At 45.8% G+C, this 23,461-nt stretch carries 18 protein-coding genes; 6 read left to right on the top strand and 12 right to left on the bottom strand.

The window, feature by feature from the left end:
- Positions 1-30: 30 nt before the first annotated feature.
- The 4 genes from CSQ79_RS01575 to CSQ79_RS01560 all read right to left on the bottom strand — a co-directional run bounded on the left by CSQ79_RS01575 (position 31) and on the right by CSQ79_RS01560 (position 5,433).
- Complete coding sequence (locus CSQ79_RS01575; RefSeq protein WP_289500232.1) at positions 31-1,680, bottom strand: TolC family protein; 1,650 nt, start codon at positions 1,678-1,680, stop codon at positions 31-33.
- Between the two features lie 656 nt (positions 1,681-2,336).
- Complete coding sequence (locus CSQ79_RS01570; protein ID WP_099699765.1) at positions 2,337-3,038, bottom strand: DevA family ABC transporter ATP-binding protein; 702 nt, start codon at positions 3,036-3,038, stop codon at positions 2,337-2,339.
- A gap of 35 nt (positions 3,039-3,073) precedes the next feature.
- Positions 3,074-4,243: an ABC transporter permease DevC gene (devC, locus tag CSQ79_RS01565; RefSeq protein WP_099699446.1), complete on the bottom strand. Its 1,170-nt coding sequence runs from the start codon at positions 4,241-4,243 to the stop codon at positions 3,074-3,076.
- On the bottom strand, positions 4,240-5,433 hold the full coding sequence (locus CSQ79_RS01560; RefSeq protein ID WP_099699445.1) for an ABC exporter membrane fusion protein: 1,194 nt from the start codon (positions 5,431-5,433) through the stop codon (positions 4,240-4,242). The genes devC and CSQ79_RS01560 overlap by 4 nt, the downstream gene beginning before the upstream one ends.
- Before the next feature lie 169 nt (positions 5,434-5,602).
- On the opposite strand from CSQ79_RS01560, the gene CSQ79_RS01555 reads away from it, so the two are divergent.
- From CSQ79_RS01555 to CSQ79_RS01545, 3 genes are all read left to right on the top strand, one after another.
- Entirely contained in the window at positions 5,603-6,268 is a 666-nt protein-coding gene (locus tag CSQ79_RS01555) for a CerR family C-terminal domain-containing protein (protein WP_099699444.1), read from the top strand.
- Between the two features lie 756 nt (positions 6,269-7,024).
- Complete coding sequence (locus CSQ79_RS01550; protein WP_099699764.1) at positions 7,025-7,621, top strand: DUF3038 domain-containing protein; 597 nt, start codon at positions 7,025-7,027, stop codon at positions 7,619-7,621.
- Positions 7,622-7,735: 114 nt separating this feature from the next.
- Positions 7,736-9,178, top strand: a complete 1,443-nt coding sequence (locus CSQ79_RS01545; protein ID WP_099699443.1) for a DUF4335 domain-containing protein — start codon at positions 7,736-7,738, stop codon at positions 9,176-9,178.
- An 86-nt stretch (positions 9,179-9,264) separates the two neighbouring features.
- Here the strand turns inward: CSQ79_RS01545 and CSQ79_RS01540 are convergent, their stop codons facing one another.
- Positions 9,265-11,460 (bottom strand): DNA methyltransferase, encoded by a 2,196-nt coding sequence (locus CSQ79_RS01540; RefSeq protein ID WP_099699442.1) that lies wholly within the window; start codon positions 11,458-11,460, stop codon positions 9,265-9,267.
- Between the two features lie 375 nt (positions 11,461-11,835).
- On the opposite strand from CSQ79_RS01540, the gene CSQ79_RS01535 reads away from it, so the two are divergent.
- A complete protein-coding gene (locus tag CSQ79_RS01535; protein ID WP_289500407.1) occupies positions 11,836-12,780 on the top strand; it encodes an integron integrase in 945 nt (314 codons plus the stop codon).
- A gap of 234 nt (positions 12,781-13,014) precedes the next feature.
- Here the strand turns inward: CSQ79_RS01535 and CSQ79_RS01530 are convergent, their stop codons facing one another.
- Genes CSQ79_RS01530 through CSQ79_RS01520 form a run of 3 tightly spaced genes read right to left on the bottom strand, consistent with a single transcriptional unit; the run spans position 13,015 to position 14,121 of the window.
- Positions 13,015-13,482: a ferredoxin gene (locus CSQ79_RS01530; protein ID WP_099699441.1), complete on the bottom strand. Its 468-nt coding sequence runs from the start codon at positions 13,480-13,482 to the stop codon at positions 13,015-13,017.
- Positions 13,482-13,868, bottom strand: a complete 387-nt coding sequence (locus tag CSQ79_RS01525) for a DUF1257 domain-containing protein (RefSeq protein WP_099699440.1) — start codon at positions 13,866-13,868, stop codon at positions 13,482-13,484. The genes CSQ79_RS01530 and CSQ79_RS01525 overlap by 1 nt, the downstream gene beginning before the upstream one ends.
- Positions 13,869-13,911: 43 nt before the next feature.
- Positions 13,912-14,121 (bottom strand): DUF2997 domain-containing protein, encoded by a 210-nt coding sequence (locus tag CSQ79_RS01520; RefSeq protein ID WP_099699439.1) that lies wholly within the window; start codon positions 14,119-14,121, stop codon positions 13,912-13,914.
- Between the two features lie 349 nt (positions 14,122-14,470).
- Here CSQ79_RS01520 and bioA point away from each other — a divergent pair, with 349 nt between their 5' ends.
- Together bioA and bioB are read left to right on the top strand one after the other, a co-directional pair.
- Entirely contained in the window at positions 14,471-15,775 is a 1,305-nt protein-coding gene (gene bioA, locus CSQ79_RS01515; RefSeq protein WP_099699438.1) for an adenosylmethionine--8-amino-7-oxononanoate transaminase, read from the top strand.
- A 105-nt stretch (positions 15,776-15,880) separates the two neighbouring features.
- Entirely contained in the window at positions 15,881-16,921 is a 1,041-nt protein-coding gene (gene bioB / locus CSQ79_RS01510) for a biotin synthase BioB (RefSeq protein ID WP_099699437.1), read from the top strand.
- Positions 16,922-16,936: 15 nt separating this feature from the next.
- Here bioB and CSQ79_RS01505 read toward each other — a convergent pair whose 3' ends face one another.
- The 4 genes from CSQ79_RS01505 to CSQ79_RS01490 all read right to left on the bottom strand — a co-directional run bounded on the left by CSQ79_RS01505 (position 16,937) and on the right by CSQ79_RS01490 (position 22,757).
- On the bottom strand, positions 16,937-17,845 hold the full coding sequence (locus CSQ79_RS01505; protein ID WP_099699436.1) for a polysaccharide pyruvyl transferase family protein: 909 nt from the start codon (positions 17,843-17,845) through the stop codon (positions 16,937-16,939).
- A 25-nt stretch (positions 17,846-17,870) separates the two neighbouring features.
- The gene (locus CSQ79_RS01500; RefSeq protein WP_099699435.1) at positions 17,871-18,857 is read right to left on the bottom strand and encodes a hypothetical protein; all 987 of its coding nucleotides are present in this window, start codon (positions 18,855-18,857) and stop codon (positions 17,871-17,873) included.
- 12 nt (positions 18,858-18,869) lie between these two features.
- Positions 18,870-20,966, bottom strand: a complete 2,097-nt coding sequence (locus CSQ79_RS01495; RefSeq protein WP_099699434.1) for an FG-GAP repeat protein — start codon at positions 20,964-20,966, stop codon at positions 18,870-18,872.
- A 126-nt stretch (positions 20,967-21,092) separates the two neighbouring features.
- Positions 21,093-22,757, bottom strand: a complete 1,665-nt coding sequence (locus CSQ79_RS01490) for a calcium-binding protein (RefSeq protein ID WP_289500226.1) — start codon at positions 22,755-22,757, stop codon at positions 21,093-21,095.
- Positions 22,758-23,461: the final 704 nt, after the last annotated feature.

Raw genomic sequence — 23,461 nt, 5'->3', positions numbered from 1 at the left:
ACCACTAGTTACCAGCCACTAGCCACTAAACTAGCGTGGTTGACTAGAGCTAATTGCACGTTGTAGTCTTGCCAAAGCACGGTTGTAGTCCAAGATTGCAGTAACTCGATTGCCTTCAGCATTAGTCAAAGCATTTTCAGCATCAATGACTTCAGTTTGTGTACCTACTCCGGCTTGGAAGCGTAGCCGCGCTAAGCGTAGTGCTTCTCTTGCTTGTTCTAAGGCAACAGAAGCTGTTTGAATATTAGCTAAGTTTGCCTGCAAAGTGTTGTAGGATTCTTCAACCTCAAAGCGCACTTGGTTACGAGTATCCGCGAAATTAGTCTCTGCGATCGCAATATTTGCTTCTTCTTGTCGTGCTCTTGCTCTTGCGGCTCCACCATCGTACAAGTTAAGCGACACGTTAGCCCCCAAAGAATAATTATCGGTAATTCCTGAACCATCATTAAAAGTGTCATTCACATCGTAACTTGTTAAGACATTGACACGCGGCCCAAGTTGTGATAAAGCTATCCGTCGCTGTGCTTCACTGATATTACGTTGGGCTAATTGCTGCTGAAGTTCTGAACGGTTACGAAATGCGAGTACGATACTATCTTCGAGCGGTAAGTTCCATAGCCCTGCAATTTGAACTGGCTCTGCTGCTGCAAGACTTACTGACTGTGCTAAACTTAGCCGTGCGGCTAATTGACGGCGACTATTTTGCTGCTGACTTAGAGCATTTGTTAATTCTTGTGTGGCATTAGCAAGTTGTACTTCAGATTGCAGTACATCAAATCGCGTTCCTACGCCAGCCTGTTCTAATGCTTGAGCGTCACGTAAACTTGCTTGAGCGTTTGTTACAGCAGACTGGTTAATGCGGACTAACTCATCTGACGCTTGCAAATTATAGTAATCGTTGGCAACGTCTAATCGAAGTTGTTGTGCTGTTTGCTCTAGCTGTAATTCATTTAAACGGATTTGTTCTTCTGCTGCACGAATGCGAGAGCTTCTCTCTCCAGAGGTATAAATACTGTAGCTCAGTTGTGCTTGACCAGAGAAAGATGTCCTAGCTCCAGTTTGTTGCTGAAACGGGTTTTGATTGCCAGACGAAGATGAAGAACGAGTTAGCCCTGCACTCAAACCAACATTAGGAAGCAAAGCAGCTTGGGCTTCGCGTAAAGTATCACGGCTTCGCTCTAAATTGAGCCTAGCTACTTGAAGTTGGCGATTATTCCGCTGTGCGAGTTCTAGTGCTTGTTGAAATGTAATCGGCTGAGTTCCTTGAATACGGACTTCTTCTGGTCGAGTAGGAAATTGCAGTGGATTAGGGCTGGGATTAAGATAATCTGGTATCTCTGCTGGAGGACGCACGTCAGGGGCAGCAGGTATAGCAGTTCCTGGCGTTGCTGGAGTAGGAACCGTGGGCACAACAATGTTTCGATTATCTGTCGGAGTATTATTCTGGGACAAAACTCCAGCTGTCGATCTACCTTTTTGAGAAAGGCTAGGGATAACACCTTTATCTGCAGCATTGGTAGGTATCGCGCTTAGCAATAAACTATTATGACTGCTATTGTGCTGTTTTAAAAATGTATTCTTATCAATTAGATTACCTGGCAAGGTATCAGCATCAGCAGTCTGAGATACTGCCACCATCATAGAAAGGCTCAACCACAAGCTGTGACGTAATTGTTTCACCACGATTCCTCACACAAAAATCAACTTGACTGCAGCAGGAGTGACTAGATATCTACATATCGAGATGCTTCTTAAACCATTCATACTTTAAGCTACACTGCTTACCATGCTGAAAAATGCTGCTTTTACTCTAGATTTATGAATGACTTACTGTAGTCTACGCACAAGTTATGATATCGGTAAATTCTGTTTTATAGCTTACTCACACTAAATTTTAGGATTAGCCTATTATTGTGACAATCAACACATACAATAAAATATTTATAAGTATATATAATTATGCGTTGAAACAAGCATTGTTGCGCTAGTGTCAACATATTAAAGTAGCAAGCTAGACGCCTTTTTGCAATCCATAGCAAATTAGCTACAGTTTTATCGATTGTAAAATTTTACCGGCTGAGTCACTCAACGCAGTACTGCTGTAGCACACATAGCAAAAGTCCTACTAAAAATTTTTGTGCTGAGAATTCTATCAATAAAACATTCTTGCTCTTACGCATCATACTATCTAGGTTATGTAGAGTACAAGTGTAGATGCTCCTCTGGTTGCTCGATATCCTAATCCTACTCGCGTTTCGTAGTTGCCTTGTCATTATCCTAATTCATTGTTAGTAGAAAGGTGGATTAAAACCTACTTAGTATCTTGTCTCAGCTACCTAGGCGGCATCGAGGGATAGCGTGTTATTAGATAATGTTCCATCTTCCATATGAACAATTCGATCTGCAATATCTAAAATCCGATTGTCGTGAGTCACCATCAGGATGGTGCAACCTTGTTCTTGGGCTAACTGCTGCATTAGATTAACGACATTTCGCCCCGATTTACTGTCAAGTGCTGCTGTAGGTTCATCAGCGAGAACAATTTTAGGGTGACTTACCAAAGCACGAGCAATTGCTACTCGTTGTTTCTGCCCACCAGAGAGATTGTCAGGGTAGTAGTGTAGGCGATCGCCTAATCCAACCTCGGTTAATATTTGAGCAGCTCGATATTGCATTTTGGTGCGGGATAAATTGCCATGAACTTCTAAACCCATACACACATTTTGGAGTGCTGTCAGACTGCGATGCAGATTATGAGCTTGAAAAATGTAGCCATTATGTCTGCGTGCTTGAACTAATTGCTGAGAAGTCGCTTGGCAAAGTTCTTGTCCTAATACTTTTAAACTACCAGAGTGTGCCGATCGCAATCCTCCGACTAAAGTCAAAATCGTTGTTTTGCCTGAGCCAGAGGGTCCGGTCATAATCACAATTTCACCGGCAAAAATCTCTAGATTAATGTCGAATAGGACTTGCTTGCGTAACTCACCTTCACCAAAGTAGTGATTGAGATGTTGAATATGAATAACAGGTTGCTGCATGATGCTGATTGCGAGTAAATCAAGAATATTCAAAATTAAAAAATGTCTGCTGGATCTGCAGAGCGCAATTGACGAGTCGCAACGATTCCCGACAGACTGCACATAACAACAGTCAGAGTAAATACCAAAACCAACCGCAATAACGGCATATATATCGGCAAAGCTCCCACCTGGCGCAGCAAGCTATATAGTCCTAAAGACACTCCAACACCAGGTATAAAACCGATGGCAGCGAGAATTAGTGCTTCTTCAAAGATTGCCCCTAATAAGTAGCGATCGCGGTAGCCCATTGCTTTAAAGGTGGCGTACTCGGCTAAGTGATCGTTGACGTCGGTAGAAAGGATTTGGTAAACAATGACAATCCCTACAATAAAACCAATCGTCGTTGCTAATCCAAAGACAAAAGCGATCGGCTGATTTTGGTCAATGTAAGCTTTTTCAAAATCTACAAACCCCTGCTTCGTCATAGCTTTAACATCTTGAGGCAAATACGCATTTAAATCCTCAACGACGGCTTCTGGATCTGATCCAGGTTGCACCTGAACTAATCCCAAGCTCACCTGTCCAGCTTGGCGGCTAGGAAACAGCCTCAGAAAGCTTTGATCGCTCGTCAGCAAAATACCATCAGTTGTGAAGGATGCACCCAGTTCAAACAGCCCTGCTATGGTAATTGTGCGTCGTTCTATTTCTGTCGTGACTGTGCGTTTTTGCTCAACTTGGTCGATAACCCATTGGTAGTTACCTCGCGCAGCGCGATCAAACAAGACTGTATCTGGCAACTTGATTTTATCTAAGCTTTGGTTAACCGCTGGCAGGTCAAATGCTTTTGTGTCAGGATTTACGCCGACAACTAACATTGCAGTTTTCTGGCGAGTTTCAGGATGTTTCCAGTCAATGAAGTTGATATACAAAGCTTGCGCTGATGCAACACCACGTACGTCCATTGCTTGATAAAGTCGCCGTCGGGGAAAAGATAACAAATTTGTCAATTGACGCGCTTGAGTACTGACTAACACAATATCAGCTTGTAATTGGCGATGCGGTGCTGTATTGCTGTCGTACAAGCCATTAAGAATTCCCAGTTGCATGAACATCAAGATATCAGCAAAGGCAATGCCTCCAATTGAGACTAAAAGGCGTGTTTTGTTGTGACGCAGTTGAATCCAACCTAAAGGAGTTCTCCGGCGAAGTTGTTGAAGTATCATGTTTCAATCACTGTTTGAACTTGAAGGTTAGTGAAGTTAGCAACTTTTTGACTCGATGGTGCATCTAGCTGCACCTTGACCTCGATAATTCTGCTGTCAATATTGTCTGAAGGGTCGCTGTTAATAACTTCTTGTCGCTGCACCTGTAAACCAATGCTTTCTACAGTTCCATATAGTTCTGTATTAGGTAATGATTCGCTCGTAAGCTTCACCGACTGTCCGACTCGTACCTGATGAATATCACTTTGATAAACCTCTGCAACTGCATACATTTGCTCGGTTTGTCCAATTTCAGCAAGTCCTACTTCACTGGAAATGAGTTCGCCAGGGCGGGCATGAATTTTGAGGATTCGACCAGATTGAGGAGTGCGGATATAAGCTTGATCTAAATTTTTCTCTGCTTGTTTGGCAGCGGCGATCGCCTGACTTACTCTTGCCTCGGCTGTCTGCACGTCAACTGGACGTACTTCGGCAATCTGTGCTAGTGTGGCACGCGCTGCAGCGACTTGCTCTTGAGTGGCTTTTGTAATCCGCTCTAAAGCCGCTTGTGCTTCCTGGAGTTGTTTTTGAGTCGTCGTCAAAGCTAACTGCTGGCGATCGCGTTCTGATGCTGAAATTGCTCCGTTTTGATATAGAGATTCGTAACGCTGATACTCAGTTTGTGCATTTTGCACTTCTGCTGCTAGACGTGTAACTGTTGCCGTTTGAGCGTTCAAATTTCCGACTCTCTCAGCTTCTAAACGCGCAATCTCAAAACGCTGTGCTTGAATTTCGCCGCGCTTTGCTCCTGCTAGTACCTGCGCCAACTCAGATTGGGCAACTCGTACTTGCTCTTGTGCCTCTTCTAATGCTGCTTGAAGGCGATCGCGGTTATCTAAAATTGCAATGACTTGATTAACTTTGATTGGATCTCCTTCTTTCACAAGCAGTTGTTCTACGCGACTTCCTTGAGCTGATGTAGGAGCTGAAAGCTTGATGACTTCGCCTGCAGGCTCTAGCCGCCCTAAGGCAGTGATCGTTTTGACCTCAGGCTGCTTAATTGGAGGTGGCGAATTCCTCGATTGAAATGACTGGAATTGCCAGTAGATGAAGGGCGTTAGACATCCAACGGCTAAAAGTACTGCAATTGATCGCCTAATGGGACGACGAACAAGGGTTTTGGAAACTGCAATCTCAGTAGATGTTGTCATCGATTACTTTCCTACTTATTTGGCTTTGCATATTAATTAGCCTCTACATATTTCACCTAATTTTAATCAAGCGAATAATTCAATCGATTGATTTTAATGTAAGTCAGTCGATTGATTTTGTCAATCGACTACAATTAAGTTGTGCTGGTAATAGTAAAGTGACATCATAATGGTTCAACCAAAATCTCCTCAACCTAATGTGCAGCAGCGTGGTGAGGATGCTCGTCATCGTTTAATTGAGGCGGGAATTGAAGTTTTTGGCATTTCAGGCTTTGAAGCAGCGAGTACCCGCCACATTGCAGACAAAGCAGGCGTTAATCTTGCTGCTATTCCCTACTATTTTGGTAGCAAAGAGGGACTGTACCGTGCGGTTGCAGAGCATATCGCTAGTGATGATGAACCAGCAGCCTCTACAGCCCGACGCATTGAGGTATTACTTCAAGATACCCAGCTTTCGCATGAGGAAGCCCTCGAGCTATTGCAAGAGTTATTGGATACACTTGCGATTACTGTTATTGCTTCTGACGGTAAAGATCATTACAACCGCTTCATTATGCGGGAATTTCTCGATCCTTCGTCTGCATTTGATATCCTCTACGAAAACTTTCTGCAGCGAATTCTACGCCCCTGCACCATTTTAATTGCTCAGCTAACCGACAAAACAGCCAACGATCCAGAATGTGCAGTTCGGGCATTTGCACTCATAGGACAAATTCTAGTCTTTCGCACTGCACGAGCAGCAGTCTCAAAGCGACTTGATTGGCAAGATTTTACTCAGGAACGTGTTGATCTAGTCCGTTCAGTTATGCGACAACATCTTGAAAGCTATTTCTGAGATTTAAGTATTAGCTATAACTTCTGTTCAGGTTAAGCAGCAGGGAGGAAAAAGTCACCTAAATGCACAGAGGGTTTCCTATGCTGATAGCAACAAGCAAGCCAGACAACCAAATTTGACCAGAAAATTGAATGGCCTACGCTAGCGAGAATGCTCAACTAGAGAAATATTCTTCACTTCTAAGCCGCATCTCAACTATCCATCAATCCGATTGCCAACGGCAATGGCTGGGCGAAGACTACGCAATTGTGTAGCATCTACTCAAGAGGGTCAAGCTTGTTATTGCCATCACTGTCCGGATTGTACCAGCGGTAGTCTATAACCCAAAACTCTCCAGTGCTGGTGTTAAGGTTTAAGCAACTAATTAACCCCATGCAACGAACAGTGCATGATTCGTTGCCATTCTATTGCCGCCTGACCAGTTCCATCAACTTATTGCCTCTGCGCAAGCCTGATTTTGTCACTCTGTTTCTTTTGCTCATGCCAGTTGTACGCCACTTGCTACAACGGGGGACACCCCCAAGGGCGCAGTGGCTCACGCGGAGTTCTACAGGGCGCGGCAACCTCCGCAACGAATCCGCTCCTCAACGGAGGACACCTCCGCACGACACTGGCTCCTCTGCTTTTTTTGTAGTGGGTAATTTTACTTTTGAACCAAACAGGATAAGCTGGTAGCTAATTAGAAACCAACGTCAATTTAGACAAGTCTGGTTTCAAAATGGGTAACAACAAATGCCCATTCTAGTATTACCTCCTATGCTTAAGGTTATGCACTCTAGCGCACAGTTGCCAACTCCAACTTCAAGATGGGAAGAGCTTACTAAAATCCAGCCCAACCCAGCCCAATTAGACAACATCAAAGCTCAACTGGACTTGGTATTATTGGCGCTGGAAGCTTTGGCAGGGATTGGTTCAGAAGCAATGCTCCAAGCTGCAGCCCAACTTAATTTAGAGTCCAAAATCCCAGACCGCGTGGCATTATGGCGACTGCGCCAATCAAATCCGCTACGCAAAGGTGAAGGAGGACGGAAAAAGCTCGACGTTGAAGAAGCGCGATCGCTTGTGTTGATCAGCTGCTACCTTGCAAAACAACACCAAGAAGTTATTCGCCGTGCTGTTGCTTTGCTCGAACAAGTCACACAAAACAATGAAGCTCCTTACAAAGCCGCTCTTTTAGGAGATTACATTGATGCTTTCAGTAATACCTACCAGGAACGCATGGAGGAAGATGAAAACGTCTCCACCGATGTTCTGACTCAGTTAGCTCTTAAACTCTTAATTGATTTGTTATTCTATAGTTCTCCTGGCGGTCATCGCCGCCTCTGGTTAGCACTTCTAGACCGCTCAAAATAATAGCTGAGGGGCGAGTTTCTTCTCGAAGAGTGGAGCGAGTGATTAGTCAATAGAGTATCACCTTAGTTGTCTCCCCTGACCCCTGACCCCTGACCTCTGCTCAAATTCTCACCTATGTCTTTGTCAAATTCCCAGGTTCTCCGTAGGTATACTCCGCCCACTTGTACATTAGAAATTGTGGCTCCTCGCTCGCCATTATCACGCTGGGCTGGGCGTACAGTAGCCACACAGTTACAATTCCACCTGCATCTTGACGATCCACGGCTACCAGAACAACGCATTCATCTTACTGGCGATCGCGAACAACTTGAAGCTTTACAGCAGGCGGTGACAACTTATGTACAAGAGCTACTTAATCAATCTCCAGCACAATTTACGGCACAGCTAACTCCAACAAATACTGCAACAGACTCTACGACTGTTGCTGATTCTCAAATAGTGATTTCGCCAGCAAATTCTCCTGATTCATCGCCTTCTGGCTTACAACAAATTTTTCTCAAACCCAGTACAGGATTGTCTCACACATTGAGTTTAGGTTCTCTAGCAACTCCTGTGACAGGACCTATAGTGCAGTTGAGCGTACTGCAGTTATTTGATTTAGCAACTGCTTTAGATGAATACGAAGCTGATATCGTTGCTTTACCAAGTCTCAACCGCCGTTCTAGAGTGAGTACCACTCCCCCCGCATGGGCTACAATTGCCGCTGGATTAACACTTGCTGTTGGTCTATTTGCTGTACTACAGCAGCTCAATCGTCCTGCTCAACAGCAAATAACCAGTAATCAAATCCCTGAAGATCCGCAGCAAGTCGCGGTTCAACCTTCACCGCTACCACCCTTGTCATCAATAGATACATTGCCACCTCCCCCGCCTGTAGGTTCTCCTGTACCAGTGCCTGCTACTCCACTACCTGCGATTCCCGTACCGAACGCTGTCCCACCCACTCCTACTGTTCCTGGAGCAACAGCACCACAACCAGGTTCGCAGCAGCAAGCGTCACCACCAACAGGGTCTTCAAATGCTCCCACGATCGCAGTACCGAGTCCTTTGGCGCAACTCAACACTCCTAATCCTCGTTCTCAAGCAACTATTCAAGCTCAACCTACAGCCCCAGCACAGTCAGCTAGCCCAGCACCAGCACCGCCACAACAACAAGCTGCGAATAACACTACTACTGCCGCAGTGCGATCGCCTAGTGCTTCTCCAGCTCCTAGCGAACCTGCGCCACTAGACAACATTAGCCAAGTAGGAGAGGCTAGACAATTTTTTCAGCGCCGCTGGGAACCTACAGCCGCAGTCAAGCAAACCTTAGAATATAGTTTGCTCCTAGACGTTGATGGAACAATTCAACGCATTGAACCTTTAAATCAAGCTGCGAGAGACCAAATTGACCGTACTGGAATGCCTTTGATTGGCGAACCTTTTGTGTCTCCTATCAGCGATGGCAAAGTTGCTAGAATTCGAGTTGTTTTGACGCCTGACGGCAAAGTTCAAACCTTTTTGGAAGATCGTGAAGCCCCGCAAGTCACGCGAGATCCTCGTGAAAATGCTCAGTAACGGTGAAGTTGTGCGGCGGCAGATAACCTTTGAATTCTCACCAATAACCTCTGTTCCGTCCGCACCAACGCAGTGTTAGGCTGACCTTAACTTTCCAACTTCCTCAAAAAATCTGCAAGAAGGGTTTTATTTTGAAAAGTTGCTCGGATTGTATCATTGTTGCTGTAGTCGATGATGACCTCAAATCGTTCAAACTCACCACTTGGTTTAGCGATGTCAATTGTATCTAGCTGAGTGAGCGCATCATCAATATTCTCAAACTCATATTTTGCGCCAAAGAGAGGAATAAGAATTATTTTTGCAATATAACGCTCAAGAGAATTTCTAAGCGTATTCATAAAACTATCTACTTCTTGCTTTGAAACTTGCATCAAAGCTTGTCGGAGCCTCTCTTTATCAGAACTAGTAAGACTAGCTAATTTTTTCGAGGCTACAGCATAGATTTCGTCAGGTGTTTCTTCGTCAAATGCAACATTAAAATCAATCCCTTTAAATGCTGCTACTACATCTTTATAGGGGATGTAAATAATTGCAAATCCATTATTCCTCAGTTGATCCAAAGCTGGTTTAGTGAAATCCCCAGCCAATACTGCACCATAAAATGGTGCTGACAACTGATGAAGTTCAATAATAGGTAATATAGCTCCTTGAATCTCTTGAGCCTTATTCTTCGAGTGCTTCGTATACCTGCGCCATGCAGACTCAATAAATGCAACAGGTCTACCAATCTGATCATCTGTACCGCCTATCTCAATCACAAAGTCTAAATCATGTTTGTTGCCATATTTATCTTCCCAAGTTACTTTTTTGCCACTTCGCGCTGGACGTGGACGTTGCCAATCAAGATAATAGTTTTTGCTTTGTGCAAACTGTTGCAGTCGAGGCTTGAGAATGTCGTCGAGGACAATATCCTCAAGAAGTTTGCCTAGATCCTGTCCAAACTTGTGTGATGGAGATTGTGCCATAGATTCACCTTCTATCCAGAGTCGTCCTTCATGAAGTGGAACATTATGCTTCCTGTTTTTCCACTTGATGTTACGCTGTCTAATTTGTTCAAAAGACCAAACATCAAATCCTGCTGCAATAGCTAGTTTGCCAAGCCACTGCTCAACTGGAACATACACTCCATAGGGAGCTGAATCTCCTACAACAAAGCAAACTTTACAACTAGACGTTGTGACTCGGCGAAGAGCATAGAAAACAATTCCCAGATCATTGAAATAAGCGGCAACCATTGTGTGATATGCCTTATTGCCGCCTTTAGTTCCTCGGATTTTTTCTAGCTCTTGACAGACAAGAACTAGTTCATCCCGAATCGGATCAACAATTGGCGTACTGATCAAGGCATCTAAACTCAGTCGATCCTTTGACACATGTTGAGAACTTGAGCGGATTAGAAATTGACGAACTGTCTTGTGCAAATCTCCCCAAGAATCGACCTCACCCCAAAAAGTCATTTCAAGACGTGTAGCATCTGCATAGTCATAGTTATTTGCATAAGGAGGTGATGTTATTACTAAGTCTATCAATTTATCAGGGATACTTTTTAAGCTTCTAGCATCTTCGTTTATGAATGTAGCTTGGCTCGATCTAGCAAGAGATTGTAGATAACACATATCTTCCTGCATTAAAGAAACCTGTTTTTCTAATGCATCAAATGGCTCATAAGCTTTAACCTTTCGCTTGTTAGGAAGGATATATTGCCATTGTGCTGTTCCTACATGGCTGGACATGCGTAAGATAGCGGAAATCGCTAGAAAGATGAGAAACTGCAATTCTTCCGATAAAGATGAGGCTATTTCACAATAAGCTTGTCTAAGTCTAAAGAGGTCGATCAACGCTTCACTTGTATAGCATTTTCCTAATAAGGCTGGAAGCTGTTCTGGAAGATTAGGCTGAAGGCTGATAGCAAAACGCTTAACTTCGGCAACTGCTTCTACAAATGTATGGACATTAGCTCCCCATGAAAGTTTACCTTTTGCAAGCTTGTAAACGAAAGGATGCGCCTCAATGCCAAAAGAATTTATGCCAAGCTTGTCCGCAGCTAAACAGACAGTACCGGAGCCTGCAAAAGGATCAAGGATAGTTTGAGGTTCTAAATCTGTAATTACTTTTTCAACCCAAGCTGCTGAAAAGCCCGCAGAATAGCGAAACCACCTATGAATAGGCAATTTCATATTGTCAGTGAAAGTACCTACTCGCTCTTGAATGACTCGTGATTGAGCATCTTTATGCGATTCAGGTACTAAACCAAAAAGCTGAAGCTGCGAAGGCTTAGTCATCAAGCTTTACGAGTCCTATACTCCTACAGAGAACTAAGACATCTTAACTCTAATTGCTTCGTTTCAGGACTTTGCCATCATCAAGAGGCTCCATCAAACCCCCAACCGCAGCCAACTATCAGCCTAACTATATATTTGGACTGAAAGTTTCTGCCTAAGATCCCAGTTTGAGGCGCTTAGCCCGAATCTTTCTGCCTAAGTCCGCACCAGGCAACTTAGCCCGACGCAATTTCCGTATAATACTCCTCGACAGGGATCTTAGCCCGAAATCTGCCGTATTTCTTCCAACAGAGAACACAGCGCTGTCCACCTAAGATCCTGAATAACAACATTACAGCGCTGGAGATCACCACAATGGAGCCATGACCGAGAAAACTGCTTGAACAGGTCTCTGACTTGCTCCGAGTCAAGCACTATTCGTATCGCACTGAACAAACTTACATCCAATGGATTCGACGCTACATTCTGTTTCATAACAAGACCCATCCCAAAGACATGGGAAGTGCAGAAATTGAAGCATTTTTAACGCATCTTGCCGTGCAAGAGCAGGTCGCAGCTTCAACTCAGAACCAAGCCTTGAGTGCGATTTTATTTCTGTACCGCGAAGTGTTGCGGCAAGAACTCGATGCGTCGATCGATGCTGTTCGAGCCAAGCAACCGCGCTACTTGCCTACCGTCCTGACAAAAGATGAAGTTAGAGGCGTGATTGGCAATCTCAGTGACGTGTATCAACTGGTGGTGCAAGTTCTTTATGGTAGTGGTGTGCGACTGAATGAAGGACTAAACATTCGGATCAAAGACCTCGATTTTGCTCAACAGCAGATCATCGTTCGCACACCGAAAGGGATCGAGAGTCGAGTCACGATGCTGCCTACCAGTCTAAATGACCCGCTAAATGAGCATCTGCAACGAGTCCGCCGATTGCATCAGCAAGATTTAGCGCAGGGCTATGGAGCCGTGCATTTACCATATGCACTGGCTCGGAAGTATCCGAATGCAGAACGATCGTGGGTGGGGCAATTTGTGTTTCCATCCAACCGTCGTTGCCGTGACCCTCGAACCGAGCAAATCAATCGCTACCACCTGCATGAAAGCGGAGTGCAAAAAGCCCTCAAGCAAGCAGTGTTTGCAGCAAGAATTCAAAAGCGAGTCGGGTGTCACACTTTTTGTCATAGTTTTGCCACGCATTTGCTGGAAGCGGGGTACGACATTCGCACAGTGCAAGAACTGTTAGGACACAAGGATGTGAAGACAACGATGATTTACACGCATGTGCTGAATCGGGGTGGAAAAGGGGTGCGAAGTCCGCTTGATTCATAGCGATCGCCTTCATCATCAATCGTGAATTACAAACAGAGGTGAAAGTCACTGCTCATAATCCCATATTCGCAGCCACAATTGCTCAAGCGCGACACTGATTCTCCTACCAGATGATGATTTAGTTTAAAACTTTAGCACCGCGAGCACGTTCGACTGTCAATCATTACCTACCCTCTACAAAGCCAAAAAAGGCTGTTACAACAGCCTTTTGTAAGGATAAAACACTTCTTCCAATTAATAGCGAGCTTTTTTCTGTGCCTGACGTTTTTTGCGCCGTCGATGAGCAGCAACAACAGCTTCTTCTACTGGATAACCTGCGATAGGAATCACCTGGTATTGTCGTTCTTCCTCAAGTTTTTTGAGTTCTGTGTAATCAACCCAATGAATACAATCGACTGGACAAGTATCAATTGCTTCCTGGATTAACTCTTCTGAATCTCCGTCTTGACGGACAACACGCGAGCGACCATAGTCTGGTTCAATGTAGAAAGTATTGCGGGCAACGTGAGCGCAGTGCTTGCAACCAATACAAGTGACTTCATCAACGTAGACACCTTTCTGCCGCACTACACCGCCTAACTCAGGTTCTAAACCAGAACGTTCGGGTGCATCGCGAAAGATACCACCTAACTCAGGTTCAAGCTGCGATCGCATTGCTCCAGATTGTGCTGTCTGCTCGATCGGCGGCATAAAATCAGACATTACGCACTCCAGCGCTGTACTAATAGTCGAATTGATCCGTCTTTATTTTGTTGCTGTTCTGCTACTTGGAATCCTAAACGCGAGGTTTCACTTAACACTGTGTGGTAAGCATAACGCTGGGTGATTTTCTTCAGGAAACCTTCAACTGACAAATCTTGCTGCCAATACTGCAAATCGGCAACGAGTTCGTATTCTTTACCGTTCCAACTAAAGCCGACATCGTAACCATTTTCCTGCTCGATGGTGATTTCGGCATTACGAGTTTGACCGCGATATCCTCTTACTGCTCTAGAACCAGATTTCCAACTGATGCCTAAGTCAGTGAGAGCAGCTTGTAGAGATGAAAGATTACGGATTTGTGTTTTGATTTGGCTAAAGTGTGACATTGTATTAGTTGTGAATTGAATCAAGCTGGACTAGTTAGTAAAATTACCACTCGCTAAAACTAGCTTGTGTCGTTGCAACTGTAGACTGGTGTTGTACTGCATTATAAAATTCTGAGCTTGGCTGGTGACTGACGACTTGCCCCAGTTCTGCTTCGATTGCCGCTGTAACTTCGGTACAAGTAGCTCCTACTATACCGGAGACTGTTTCCTGGACGCGACCATCAGGATAAATCACAAACTCTAGCGTTTCCATACTTCTAGCTAATCACCATAGCTTTATTTATAATTTTGCAGCTACACTGTATCGGCTGCTTGTTGCTATTTGTAAGCGTTTATGCCTACTATGTGCTCTCCTCACTATCACTATTGCTAAATAATGTTTCATCTATCGAATTATAGAGAATAAAAAGTTAACAAAATTTAGCAATACATGAAGCCTGACATCAATTATTGTCAGTTTCGCTTAACTAACCTCAGCAGTCAAGTCAGAATTGAGTGGCTAGGGAAGAGTGATTAGTGGCTAGAAAGACTAAATTATGTTCTATTTGCTTGTTTTTCGGGATTATTCATAGCTTTTTTTACTCAAGAACTTGATTTTTTTTATGAGCAGCATCGAAGAAATTTATGATTCTCCGATTTGGCAACCATTTACCCAAATGAAAACCGCGCCAATGCCTTTGAAGGTAGTCAAGGGGAAAGGAGTGATGCTCGAATTGGAAGACGGACGCCAAATTGTGGATTGTATTTCTAGTTGGTGGGTAACAATTCATGGACATGGACATCCTGTACTTGCTGAAGCACTTTACAAACAAGCCCAAGCATTGGAACACGTCATTTTTACAGGTTTTACTCACGAACCAGCCGAACAGTTAGCCAGAAAATTGCTGAAGCATCTGCCAAAATTGCTCACAAGAGTATTTTTTTCAGATAACGGTTCAACAGCGATGGAAGTAGCGCTGAAAATGGCTTGCCAATATTGGTTCAACCAAGGAGAGACTGAACGCACTACGTTTATTAGCTTTGAAGGTGGGTATCACGGTGATACGATAGGAGCAATGTCAATTGCAGGTAGTTCTCCGTGGGAGCAGCCTTTTCGACGCTTGATGTTCTCGACAGAGCTTGTGCCTTTTCCTGCTACGTTTGATGATGATGGCGATGTAGTAATCCGTGAAGCACATACTCTAGATATACTGACACGGCTTCTCCAGCAAAATTCCACGCGCTACGCAGGTATTTTTATCGAGCCACTTGTACAAGGTGCAGGGGGAATGCGAGTATGTCGCCCGCAATTTTTACAAGCATTGGGAAACCTAGCACAGTCTTTTGGCATACTTGTAATTTATGACGAGGTAATGACGGGCTTTGGACGTACTGGAGAATTGTTTGCTTGCTTAAAAGCAGAAACCGCACCGGATATTATTTGTTTATCAAAAGGTTTATCTGGCGGCTGCTTACCTTTAGCTGTCACCGTTGCGACAGAAGACATTTATCGTGTGTTTTACAGTGATGATGTCAGTAAAACGTTTTTTCACGGTCATTCATACACAGGAAATCCGTTAGCCTGTGCTACGGGTGTTGCGTCTTTGGAACTACTGGAAGCAAATCCTCATTTTCGCCATTTAGAACAGCAGCATCGCCACTGTCTAGAAAAATGGTTGAAAGAGCATCCTAAAATAGAGAAAATACGTACTTGCGGAACGATCGCCGCGATGGATATTGTCACCGATGGTCAAAGTGGATATTTTAATGCGATCGCACCAATCCTCAAACAAAGGTTTCTAGCGGAAGGATTTCTCTTACGTCCTCTGGGTAATACGCTCTACTTAATGCCACCTTATTGCATTACCTTAGAGCAACTCGAATCAATTTATCAAGCAATCCGCTGCGTGCTTGATACTATCATATAGCAATGGTCAATCAGAATTATTGCTCCAGTGATGGGTAAGGCAGTGCCTTACCCCTGTTTTAACCATAATTTCTGACCTCTGACCTCCGACCTCTGACCTCTTCTTATGTTGAAATCTTCTGCTCTTAACTGGAACGAACTTGCCGATCGCGCTTTGGCTGGAGAACTACTGACACGCGAAGCCGCACGGGCGGTACTCAATGCACCTGATAGTGTCCTGCTTGAGCAACTTGCTGCTGCCTATCGCGTGCGCTATCATTACTGGGAAAATCGCGTCCGGTTGCATTTTCTCCTTAACGCTCAAAGTGGGCTTTGTCCAGAAGATTGTCACTATTGTTCGCAATCGAAGATTTCTACTGCTGAAATTGAGAAGTATCCCCTCTTAGCTCAAGAAAAAATTCTAGACGCTGCTGCACAGGCAAAGAAATTGCAAGCTGGAACTTTTTGTCTGGTTATTTCGGGGCGTTCTCCCAGTGAGCGAGTGTTTACGCAGGTTCTGGACGCTGTACAAGCGGTTAAAGCAAACTATGATTTAAAAATTTGTGCGTGTCTTGGGTTGTTGAGTCAAGAGCAAACGCTGCGTTTGGCAGAAGTCGGGGTAGATCGCGTCAATCATAATTTGAATACTTCGGATGATTATCACTCGCAAATTTGCACAACACATACGTTTAATGACCGAACTGCTACGCTAGAAAATGTCAAAGCCGCAGGAATCACAACCTGTTCTGGTGGAATTATTGGCATGGGCGAGTCGGATGATGATGTCATCGACTTAGCATTCTCGTTGCGGGAATTGAATGCTACTAGTGTTCCCCTAAATTTCTTGATTCCAATTCCAGGAACGCCGTTTGAGAAGATCAAAGACTTGAACCCGCGCTATTGTCTGCGAGTGTTATGCTTATTTCGCTTTGTGCTTCCTACACAGGAAATTAGAATCGCTGGCGGTAGAGAAGTTCATTTGCGATCGCTGCAACCTTTAGGACTTTATCCAGCAAACTCAATCTTTATTGGTGATTATTTGACAACTCCTGGACAAGCAACACACAGCGATTTAAAAATGATTTGCGATGCTGGATTTGTGATTGAATCTCCTGACGGTTCTCCGATAGAAGTTAGCTCACGCGCTACAGTCGTTTCATCGCCATAGCACGAGATGTGCCTATTATACAGACCAATCGCTTTTTAGCTGCTCTAAGCGATTTTCCAATTGATCTGTTAACTGCTCGACTAGACTAGCATGGCTGAGGGAAGGACAAGCAACTTGAGTAATCCGCAGTAACTGAGTTGCCCACAATGAGCGTTGAGATACCATTTGACATAACGCCAGCCACGGTTCCTGTTGCCAACAATTTTTCCAATATGCGATCGCACTGCGGCGACGCGCAAAGCGAGGATAGGCACTCACTAGAGGCGGAATATAGTAAGGATGATACTCTAACTTTAACGACGAGCACCAGTCATGCCACTTAAATGTGAGGATGCGAGGACTCGTCAATACCGGAATCCACGGGATGCGTAAGGCATCAGCAACAATGGCACCATGCATCGCTTCGGCTAAGAGAACCTCGGTTTGGCTAATTGATGTCAAGACTTTCTTTACTGACCACCGTGGGTCAATATAACCTAAGCCCACTTGAGTGCAAATATCTTGCAATAGAGTACCAGCATAAGTCGCATGATGCACGTGTGGCATAAAAGCGAAGCGGCTTGTTTTTTGACTCGTTGGCTGGAACAAACGTCGAACTAATAAAGCTGCATCCGTAATTGCTAACTCTTCTGCAAGACCGAGTTTTTGCGCAGATAACCTGCCACGAAGGCAATAAATTTGCCATTGATGAGCAACCGCAGTGAATGGATTGCCGTAACCTGCACCAGTACCAAAGATGACAAGCCGTTGAGCTTGTGGTACGCGTTGTGGAAGTAGATGATTCAACAACGTACCGATACCAATAAAGGCAATGGTTGGATCTTCGTCAAAAAAACCTGGCAGTAGCTGGGACCACAGCCACGAATTGAGGTCGTCGCCAAAATTGCTGTTGCCATCACGTCGTTGATAATAATATAGTTTCATTTATGTCGAGTCGCTAAGATTGCGTTTAAGATGTGGCGCGTTCTAGTCTGGAATTGAAGTTTTTGACTCGGCTGAAAAGTTGTCGCTCGTTGCGTTGACAACGGGCTTGCCAAGCAGGAATCGCGACATTAATCAGAAACTGACACCAGTTCTCAGTAATTTGTTCGGGCAGAAACTGTAATGCCGACAGCGCACCGTTGCCGACTAACCTCTGGCGTGCTGTAGCAGATGACTTTAGTCTGATGAGGGTAGCGAGCAACTCACTATAGGAAGACACTTCTAAGTAATTCATATTTGCTTGCCCGATCGCGCGATACGCCGATTCTGCTCCAAGCAGCGCGGGGACTCCAGCAAGCCAAGCATTGTAGAGTTTCGTAGCGGGCTTATAAAGATAGGTTTGCTCAGAGTGAAAACTGCGGATAGCAACAATGGCATCAATGTTGCTGTAGTCATTCCAGCGACAGTCAAGCTGGCGGAAATCGTGCCAGGAGTTGTGATTGATAATTGGTTGCCAGCGTAAACCCAAGGCGGCTAATTGGTATTGCCACGCGGGTGCTTTGAGTTCGGGAGCTAAACTGCACGCATGACCGAAATAAGCAATTGTCTCGAAGCGATCGCCGCGTTCTGGATTACGGGGAATTAACCCAGGTTGGGGCCAGTGGGGTAGATAGTAGCTATGTGGAATTCGGGAATCAGTGGGATTTTGAACCACATGCAGGTGAGCGACAGGGCAGGGTTGTTTGTCAGCTTGAAGACAAATCAGGAGTAATCGGGGTTGCGGCTGGAGCGGACGAAATTGCAACGCTTGGCGATGAAATAGCACAATTCCTTCCTTCGGCGGCGAACTGACCAACTGACAGGGAAAACCAACCGCTTGCAGCCGGAAGTAAGTTTGGAGCGTCCAGGTATAAATGCCCAGCCCATATCCTGCCCAATTCTCCGCAGCAGTTGCGGGCAGAGTGTGAGGAAAGTAGGGTTGGGGTAAGTAGAAATAAATAGGTGGTAGTGTCATAACGTTTCAGAATTAGACAAGAGTAAAGTCCGTCGCGGTTAAGTTGCTCGCCGCCACACCCGTTAGCAGTGCAAGTTGCTCGCTGCCCAAGCGAATCAGGGCATTGTTAGCACCACTAGCGCTAATCGTCAATTGCTCGAAACTCAAACCGCCTGCCAAGCCAATCAAGTCAATGCCATCTTCAAAGTCACGGATAGTGTCGCGCCCTTCGCCTGCTGCCAAGACAAAAGTATCGCTACCTTGACCACCAGAGAAGTCATCGCCAATCAGCGTGTCATTGCCTGCACCACCACGTAACAAATCATCGCCATCATCGCCGTAGAGCGTATCATTACCTTGTTCGCCAAACAGTTGGTCGTCACCCCCCTTGCCACCGAGTTGGTCATTACCGAGTCCACCAAACAGCGTATCGTTGCCACCGACGCTGCCTTGAGGCGAGCGGTTATTCAAGTCGCCGCGTAGCACGTCATTGCCTGCACCACCGAGAAGCGTGTCGTCTCCCAACCCTCCCGCCACGGTGTCGTTGCCATCGAGTCCTGAGAGGCAGTCGCGCGTGTTGCTACCGAGGAGAACGTCGTTACCAGCAGTGCCAAACAACGAGCGAAAGCCAAACACGATGTAGCTCTCTCCCGCCCTAGAGTTGCTGTTGGGGTTAGCATCAACAGCACCAATAATTAGATCGTCAAGTCCATCGCCATCAACATCGCCGGCGGCACTCACCGAGTTACCAGAGAAGTCGCCCGCAGCAACACCATTGAGGACAAAGCCATTGCTACCATTAAGACTTGCTAAGTTGATGCTGGCAGGAAAGCCACTGCCCGAACCAAACACGACGTAGCTCTCTCCCGCGCCAGAGTTGCCGTTGGGGTCAGCAAAGATGGCACCGATAATCAGATCGTCAAAGCCATCGCCGTTGACGTCTCCTGCACCACTGACGGATTCGCCTGAGCTGTCATTTGCAGCAATGCCATTGAGGACAAAGCCATTGCTACCGTCGAGGTTGGCTAAGTCGATACTCGCGGCAAAGCCACTACTTGAGCCAAATACGACGTAGCTCTCTCCGGCGCCAGAGTTGCCGTTGGGGTCAGCACCAGGGGCACCGATAATCACATCATCAAAGCCATCGCCGTTGACGTCTCCTGCACTACTAACGGATTCGCCTGAGCTGTCATTTGCAGCAATGCCATTGAGGACAAAGCCATTGCTGCCATCGAGGTTGGCTAAGTCCACGCTTGCCGCAAAGCCACTACTTGAGCCAAACACGACGTAGCTCTCTCCGGCATCAGCGTTGCCGTTGGGATCAGCATTAGCGGCACCGATAATCACATCGTCAAAGCCATCGCCGTTGACGTCTCCTGCACTACTAACGGATTCGCCTGAGCTGTCATCTTCATCAATACCATTGAGGACAAAGCCATTGCTACCGTCAAGGTTGGCTAAGTCAATGCTGGCTGGAAAGCCACTGCTTGAGCCAAATACGACGTAGCTCTCTCCGGCGCTAGAGTTGCCGTTGGGGTCAGCATAGATGGCACCGATAATCACATCGTCAAAGCCATCGCCGTTGACGTCTCCCGCACTACTAACGGATTCGCCTGAGAAGTCATCTTCATCAATACCATTGAGGACAAAGCCGTTGCTGCCATCAAGACTTGCTAAGTCCACGCTTGCCGCAAAGCCACTACCCGAACCAAACACGACATAGCTCTCTCCCGCGAATGAGTTGCCGTTGGGGTCAGCATTGGGAGCGCCGATAATCACGTCGTCAAAGCCATCGCCGTTGACGTCTCCTGCACTACTGACGGATCTGCCTGATCTGTCATTTACATCAATACCATTGAGAACAAAGCCGTTGCTACCGTCGAGGTTGGCTAAGTCGATGCTGGCAGGAAAGCCACTGCCGGAACCAAACACGACGTAGCTCTCTCCGGCGGTAGAGTTGCCGTTGGAGTCAGCATTAGCGGCACCGATAATCACATCGTCAAAGCCATCGCCGTTGACGTCTCCTGCACTACTGACGGAATAGCCTGAGAAGTCATTTGCCTCAATACCATTGAGGACAAAGCCGTTTCTACCGTTGAGGTTTGCTAATTCAATTGTTGTCACTGCCATGGTTGTTGCTCCTTGTTGTTACTGGATGTTGACTGACAAGGGATATCATTTCGTCAGTTGATTCTTGGCTGACATCTCCAGCTGATTGCCTCATGCAACTGGTGGTAGTGTCATAACGTCTCAAAATTAGACAAGAGTAAAGTCCGTCGCGGTTAAGTTGCTCGCCGCCACACCCGTTAGCAGTGCAAGTTGCTCGCTGCCCAAGCGAATCAGGGCATTGTTAGCACCACTAGCGCTAATCGTCAATTGCTCGAAACTCAAACCGCCTGCCAAGCCAATCAAGTCAATGCCATCTTCAAAGTCACGGATAGTGTCGCGCCCTTCGCCTGCTGCCAAGACAAAAGTATCGCTACCTTGACCACCAGAGAAGTCATCGCCAATCAGCGTGTCATTGCCTGCACCACCACGTAACAAATCATCGCCATCATCGCCGTAGAGCGTATCATTACCTTGTTCGCCAAACAGTTGGTCGTCACCCCCCTTGCCACCGAGTTGGTCATTACCGAGTCCACCAAACAGCGTATCGTTGCCACCGACGCTGCCTTGAGGCGAGCGGTTATTCAAGTCGCCGCGTAGCACGTCATTGCCTGCACCACCGAGAAGCGTGTCGTCTCCTAACAGTCCGGCGAGGGTGTCGTTGCCATCGAGTCCTGAGATGCAGTCGCGCGTGTTGCTACCGAGGAGAACGTCGTTACCAGCAGTGCCAAACAACGAGCGAAAGCCAAATACGATGTAGCTCTCTCCCGCGTTAGAGTTGCTGTTGGGGTCAGCACCAGGAGCACCAATAATTAGATCGTCAAGTCCATCGCCATCAACATCGCCAGCAGCACTGACGGAAATGCCTGATCTATCATCTTCATCAATACCATTGAGGACAAAGCCATTGCTACCGTCAAGACTTGCTAAGTTGATGCTGGCAGGGAATCCACTGCTTGAGCCAAATACGACATAGCTCTCTCCGGCAGCATCAGTACCGCTGGGGTCAGCAAAGCGAGCGCCAATAATCACATCATCAAAGCCATCGCCGTTGAAGTCTCCCGCCCCACTGACGAAAGCACCTGATGCGTCAAATACATCAACACCATTAAGGACAAAGCCGTTGCTACCGTCGAGACTTGCTAAATCAACGCTTGCCGGAAAACTATTGCCCGAACCAAACACGACGTAGCTCTTTCCGGCCTCAATATTGCCATCGGGAGCAGCACCAAAAGCACCAATAATCACATCGTCAAAGCCATCGCCGTTGACGTCTCCTGCACTACTGACAGAAGAGCCTGATTCGTCATCTTCATCAACACCATTAAGGACAAAGCCGTTGCTGCCATCGAGACTGGCTAAGTCAATGCTTGCCGGGAAACTATTGCCCGAACCAAACACGACGTAGCTCTCTCCTGCGAGTGAGTTGCCGTTGGGGTTAGCATCAGGGGCACCGATAATCACATCGTCAAAGCCATCGCCGTTGATGTCTCCTGCACTACTGACAGAATCGCCTGAGAAGTCAAATGTATCAACACCATTGAGAACAAAGCCGTTGCTACCGTTAAGGTTGGCTAAATCGATGCTTGCCGGGAAACTATTGCCCGAACCAAACACGACGTAGCTCTCTCCTGCGAGTGAGTTGCCATTGGGGTCAGCATTGGGGGCGCCGATAATCATATCGTCAAAGCCATCACCGTTGACATCTCCCGCACTACTGACGGATTCGCCTGAGCTATCGCCTCTATCAATACCATTGAGGACAAAGCCGTTTCTACCGTTGAGGTTCGCTAATTCAATCGTTGTGACTGCCATTGTTATTGCTCCTTGTTGCTACTGGATATTGACTGACAAGGGATATCATTTCGTCAGTTGATTCTTGGCTGACATCTCCAGCTGATTGCTTCATGCTTCTTAGTAAACAATTGATGGCTGTAGTATCAGAGGCTTTTGCTCCTGAGTTACGAATTCCCATCGCTTTTGGCAACTAATGTAGGATTTAGAGCGATTTGACTAAAGCAAAGTACTACAGCGACACAACTCCTACTGAGTGCGACATAGTATGTTAATTACCGTTCAAAACAGAATTTTGCCAATCCCGAAAAGTTCAGAAGTGAACGACGTTTTCTATGTTGCAAATTTGCCCGTAATACACTCAGCGTAGAAATGCTTTTTCTAGATTTGTGCTAGAAAACCCTGGTTTTGAATTATGCCTCATCTCACACGATGCTTGAGAAGTATCAAATTGCCCTGTCGAGAGCCTTCGTTACGCTCTGCTCGACTTTGGATGACTTTGACCTTGAAGACATCTACTTACTTCTCTCACTGCACATCTTTACAAACAATCGAGAAAAGCTGTTTGCCCCTACTTTATTCAAGCTAAGATATGCCTAAATTTTTTTCAGTGTGAAAAAGTGACAATATAGGTAAGAAAAAGTAGGAGAAATCGTGGTTGGTTAAAATATACCAAGTAAGCGTAAGACTTAATTTACATCCAACATTTTTGTAACATTGTTTAA

It is taken from the genome of Gloeocapsopsis sp. IPPAS B-1203 (genome assembly GCF_002749975.1).
Taxonomy (GTDB): domain Bacteria; phylum Cyanobacteriota; class Cyanobacteriia; order Cyanobacteriales; family Chroococcidiopsidaceae; genus Gloeocapsopsis.
Note: the sequence above shows the minus strand (reverse complement) of the source record. Positions and strands in the feature narration are given on the sequence as shown.

Coding starts and splice junctions, on each gene's coding strand:
- CSQ79_RS01560 (WP_099699445.1), bottom strand. CDS start 5,433: ATGACAACATCTACTGAGATTGCAGTTTCCAAAACCCTTGTTCGTCGT.
- CSQ79_RS01505 (WP_099699436.1), bottom strand. CDS start 17,845: ATGAAACTATATTATTATCAACGACGTGATGGCAACAGCAATTTTGGC.
- CSQ79_RS01550 (WP_099699764.1), top strand. CDS start 7,025: ATGCTTAAGGTTATGCACTCTAGCGCACAGTTGCCAACTCCAACTTCA.
- CSQ79_RS01530 (WP_099699441.1), bottom strand. CDS start 13,482: ATGTCTGATTTTATGCCGCCGATCGAGCAGACAGCACAATCTGGAGCA.
- CSQ79_RS01525 (WP_099699440.1), bottom strand. CDS start 13,868: ATGTCACACTTTAGCCAAATCAAAACACAAATCCGTAATCTTTCATCT.
- CSQ79_RS01500 (WP_099699435.1), bottom strand. CDS start 18,857: ATGACACTACCACCTATTTATTTCTACTTACCCCAACCCTACTTTCCT.
- CSQ79_RS01570 (WP_099699765.1), bottom strand. CDS start 3,038: ATGCAGCAACCTGTTATTCATATTCAACATCTCAATCACTACTTTGGT.
- CSQ79_RS01545 (WP_099699443.1), top strand. CDS start 7,736: ATGTCTTTGTCAAATTCCCAGGTTCTCCGTAGGTATACTCCGCCCACT.
- CSQ79_RS01495 (WP_099699434.1), bottom strand. CDS start 20,966: ATGGCAGTGACAACAATTGAATTAGCAAACCTCAACGGTAGAAACGGC.
- bioA (WP_099699438.1), top strand. CDS start 14,471: ATGAGCAGCATCGAAGAAATTTATGATTCTCCGATTTGGCAACCATTT.
- CSQ79_RS01540 (WP_099699442.1), bottom strand. CDS start 11,460: ATGACTAAGCCTTCGCAGCTTCAGCTTTTTGGTTTAGTACCTGAATCG.
- CSQ79_RS01490 (WP_289500226.1), bottom strand. CDS start 22,757: ATGGCAGTCACAACGATTGAATTAGCGAACCTCAACGGTAGAAACGGC.
- CSQ79_RS01555 (WP_099699444.1), top strand. CDS start 5,603: ATGGTTCAACCAAAATCTCCTCAACCTAATGTGCAGCAGCGTGGTGAG.
- bioB (WP_099699437.1), top strand. CDS start 15,881: ATGTTGAAATCTTCTGCTCTTAACTGGAACGAACTTGCCGATCGCGCT.
- devC (WP_099699446.1), bottom strand. CDS start 4,243: ATGATACTTCAACAACTTCGCCGGAGAACTCCTTTAGGTTGGATTCAA.
- CSQ79_RS01520 (WP_099699439.1), bottom strand. CDS start 14,121: ATGGAAACGCTAGAGTTTGTGATTTATCCTGATGGTCGCGTCCAGGAA.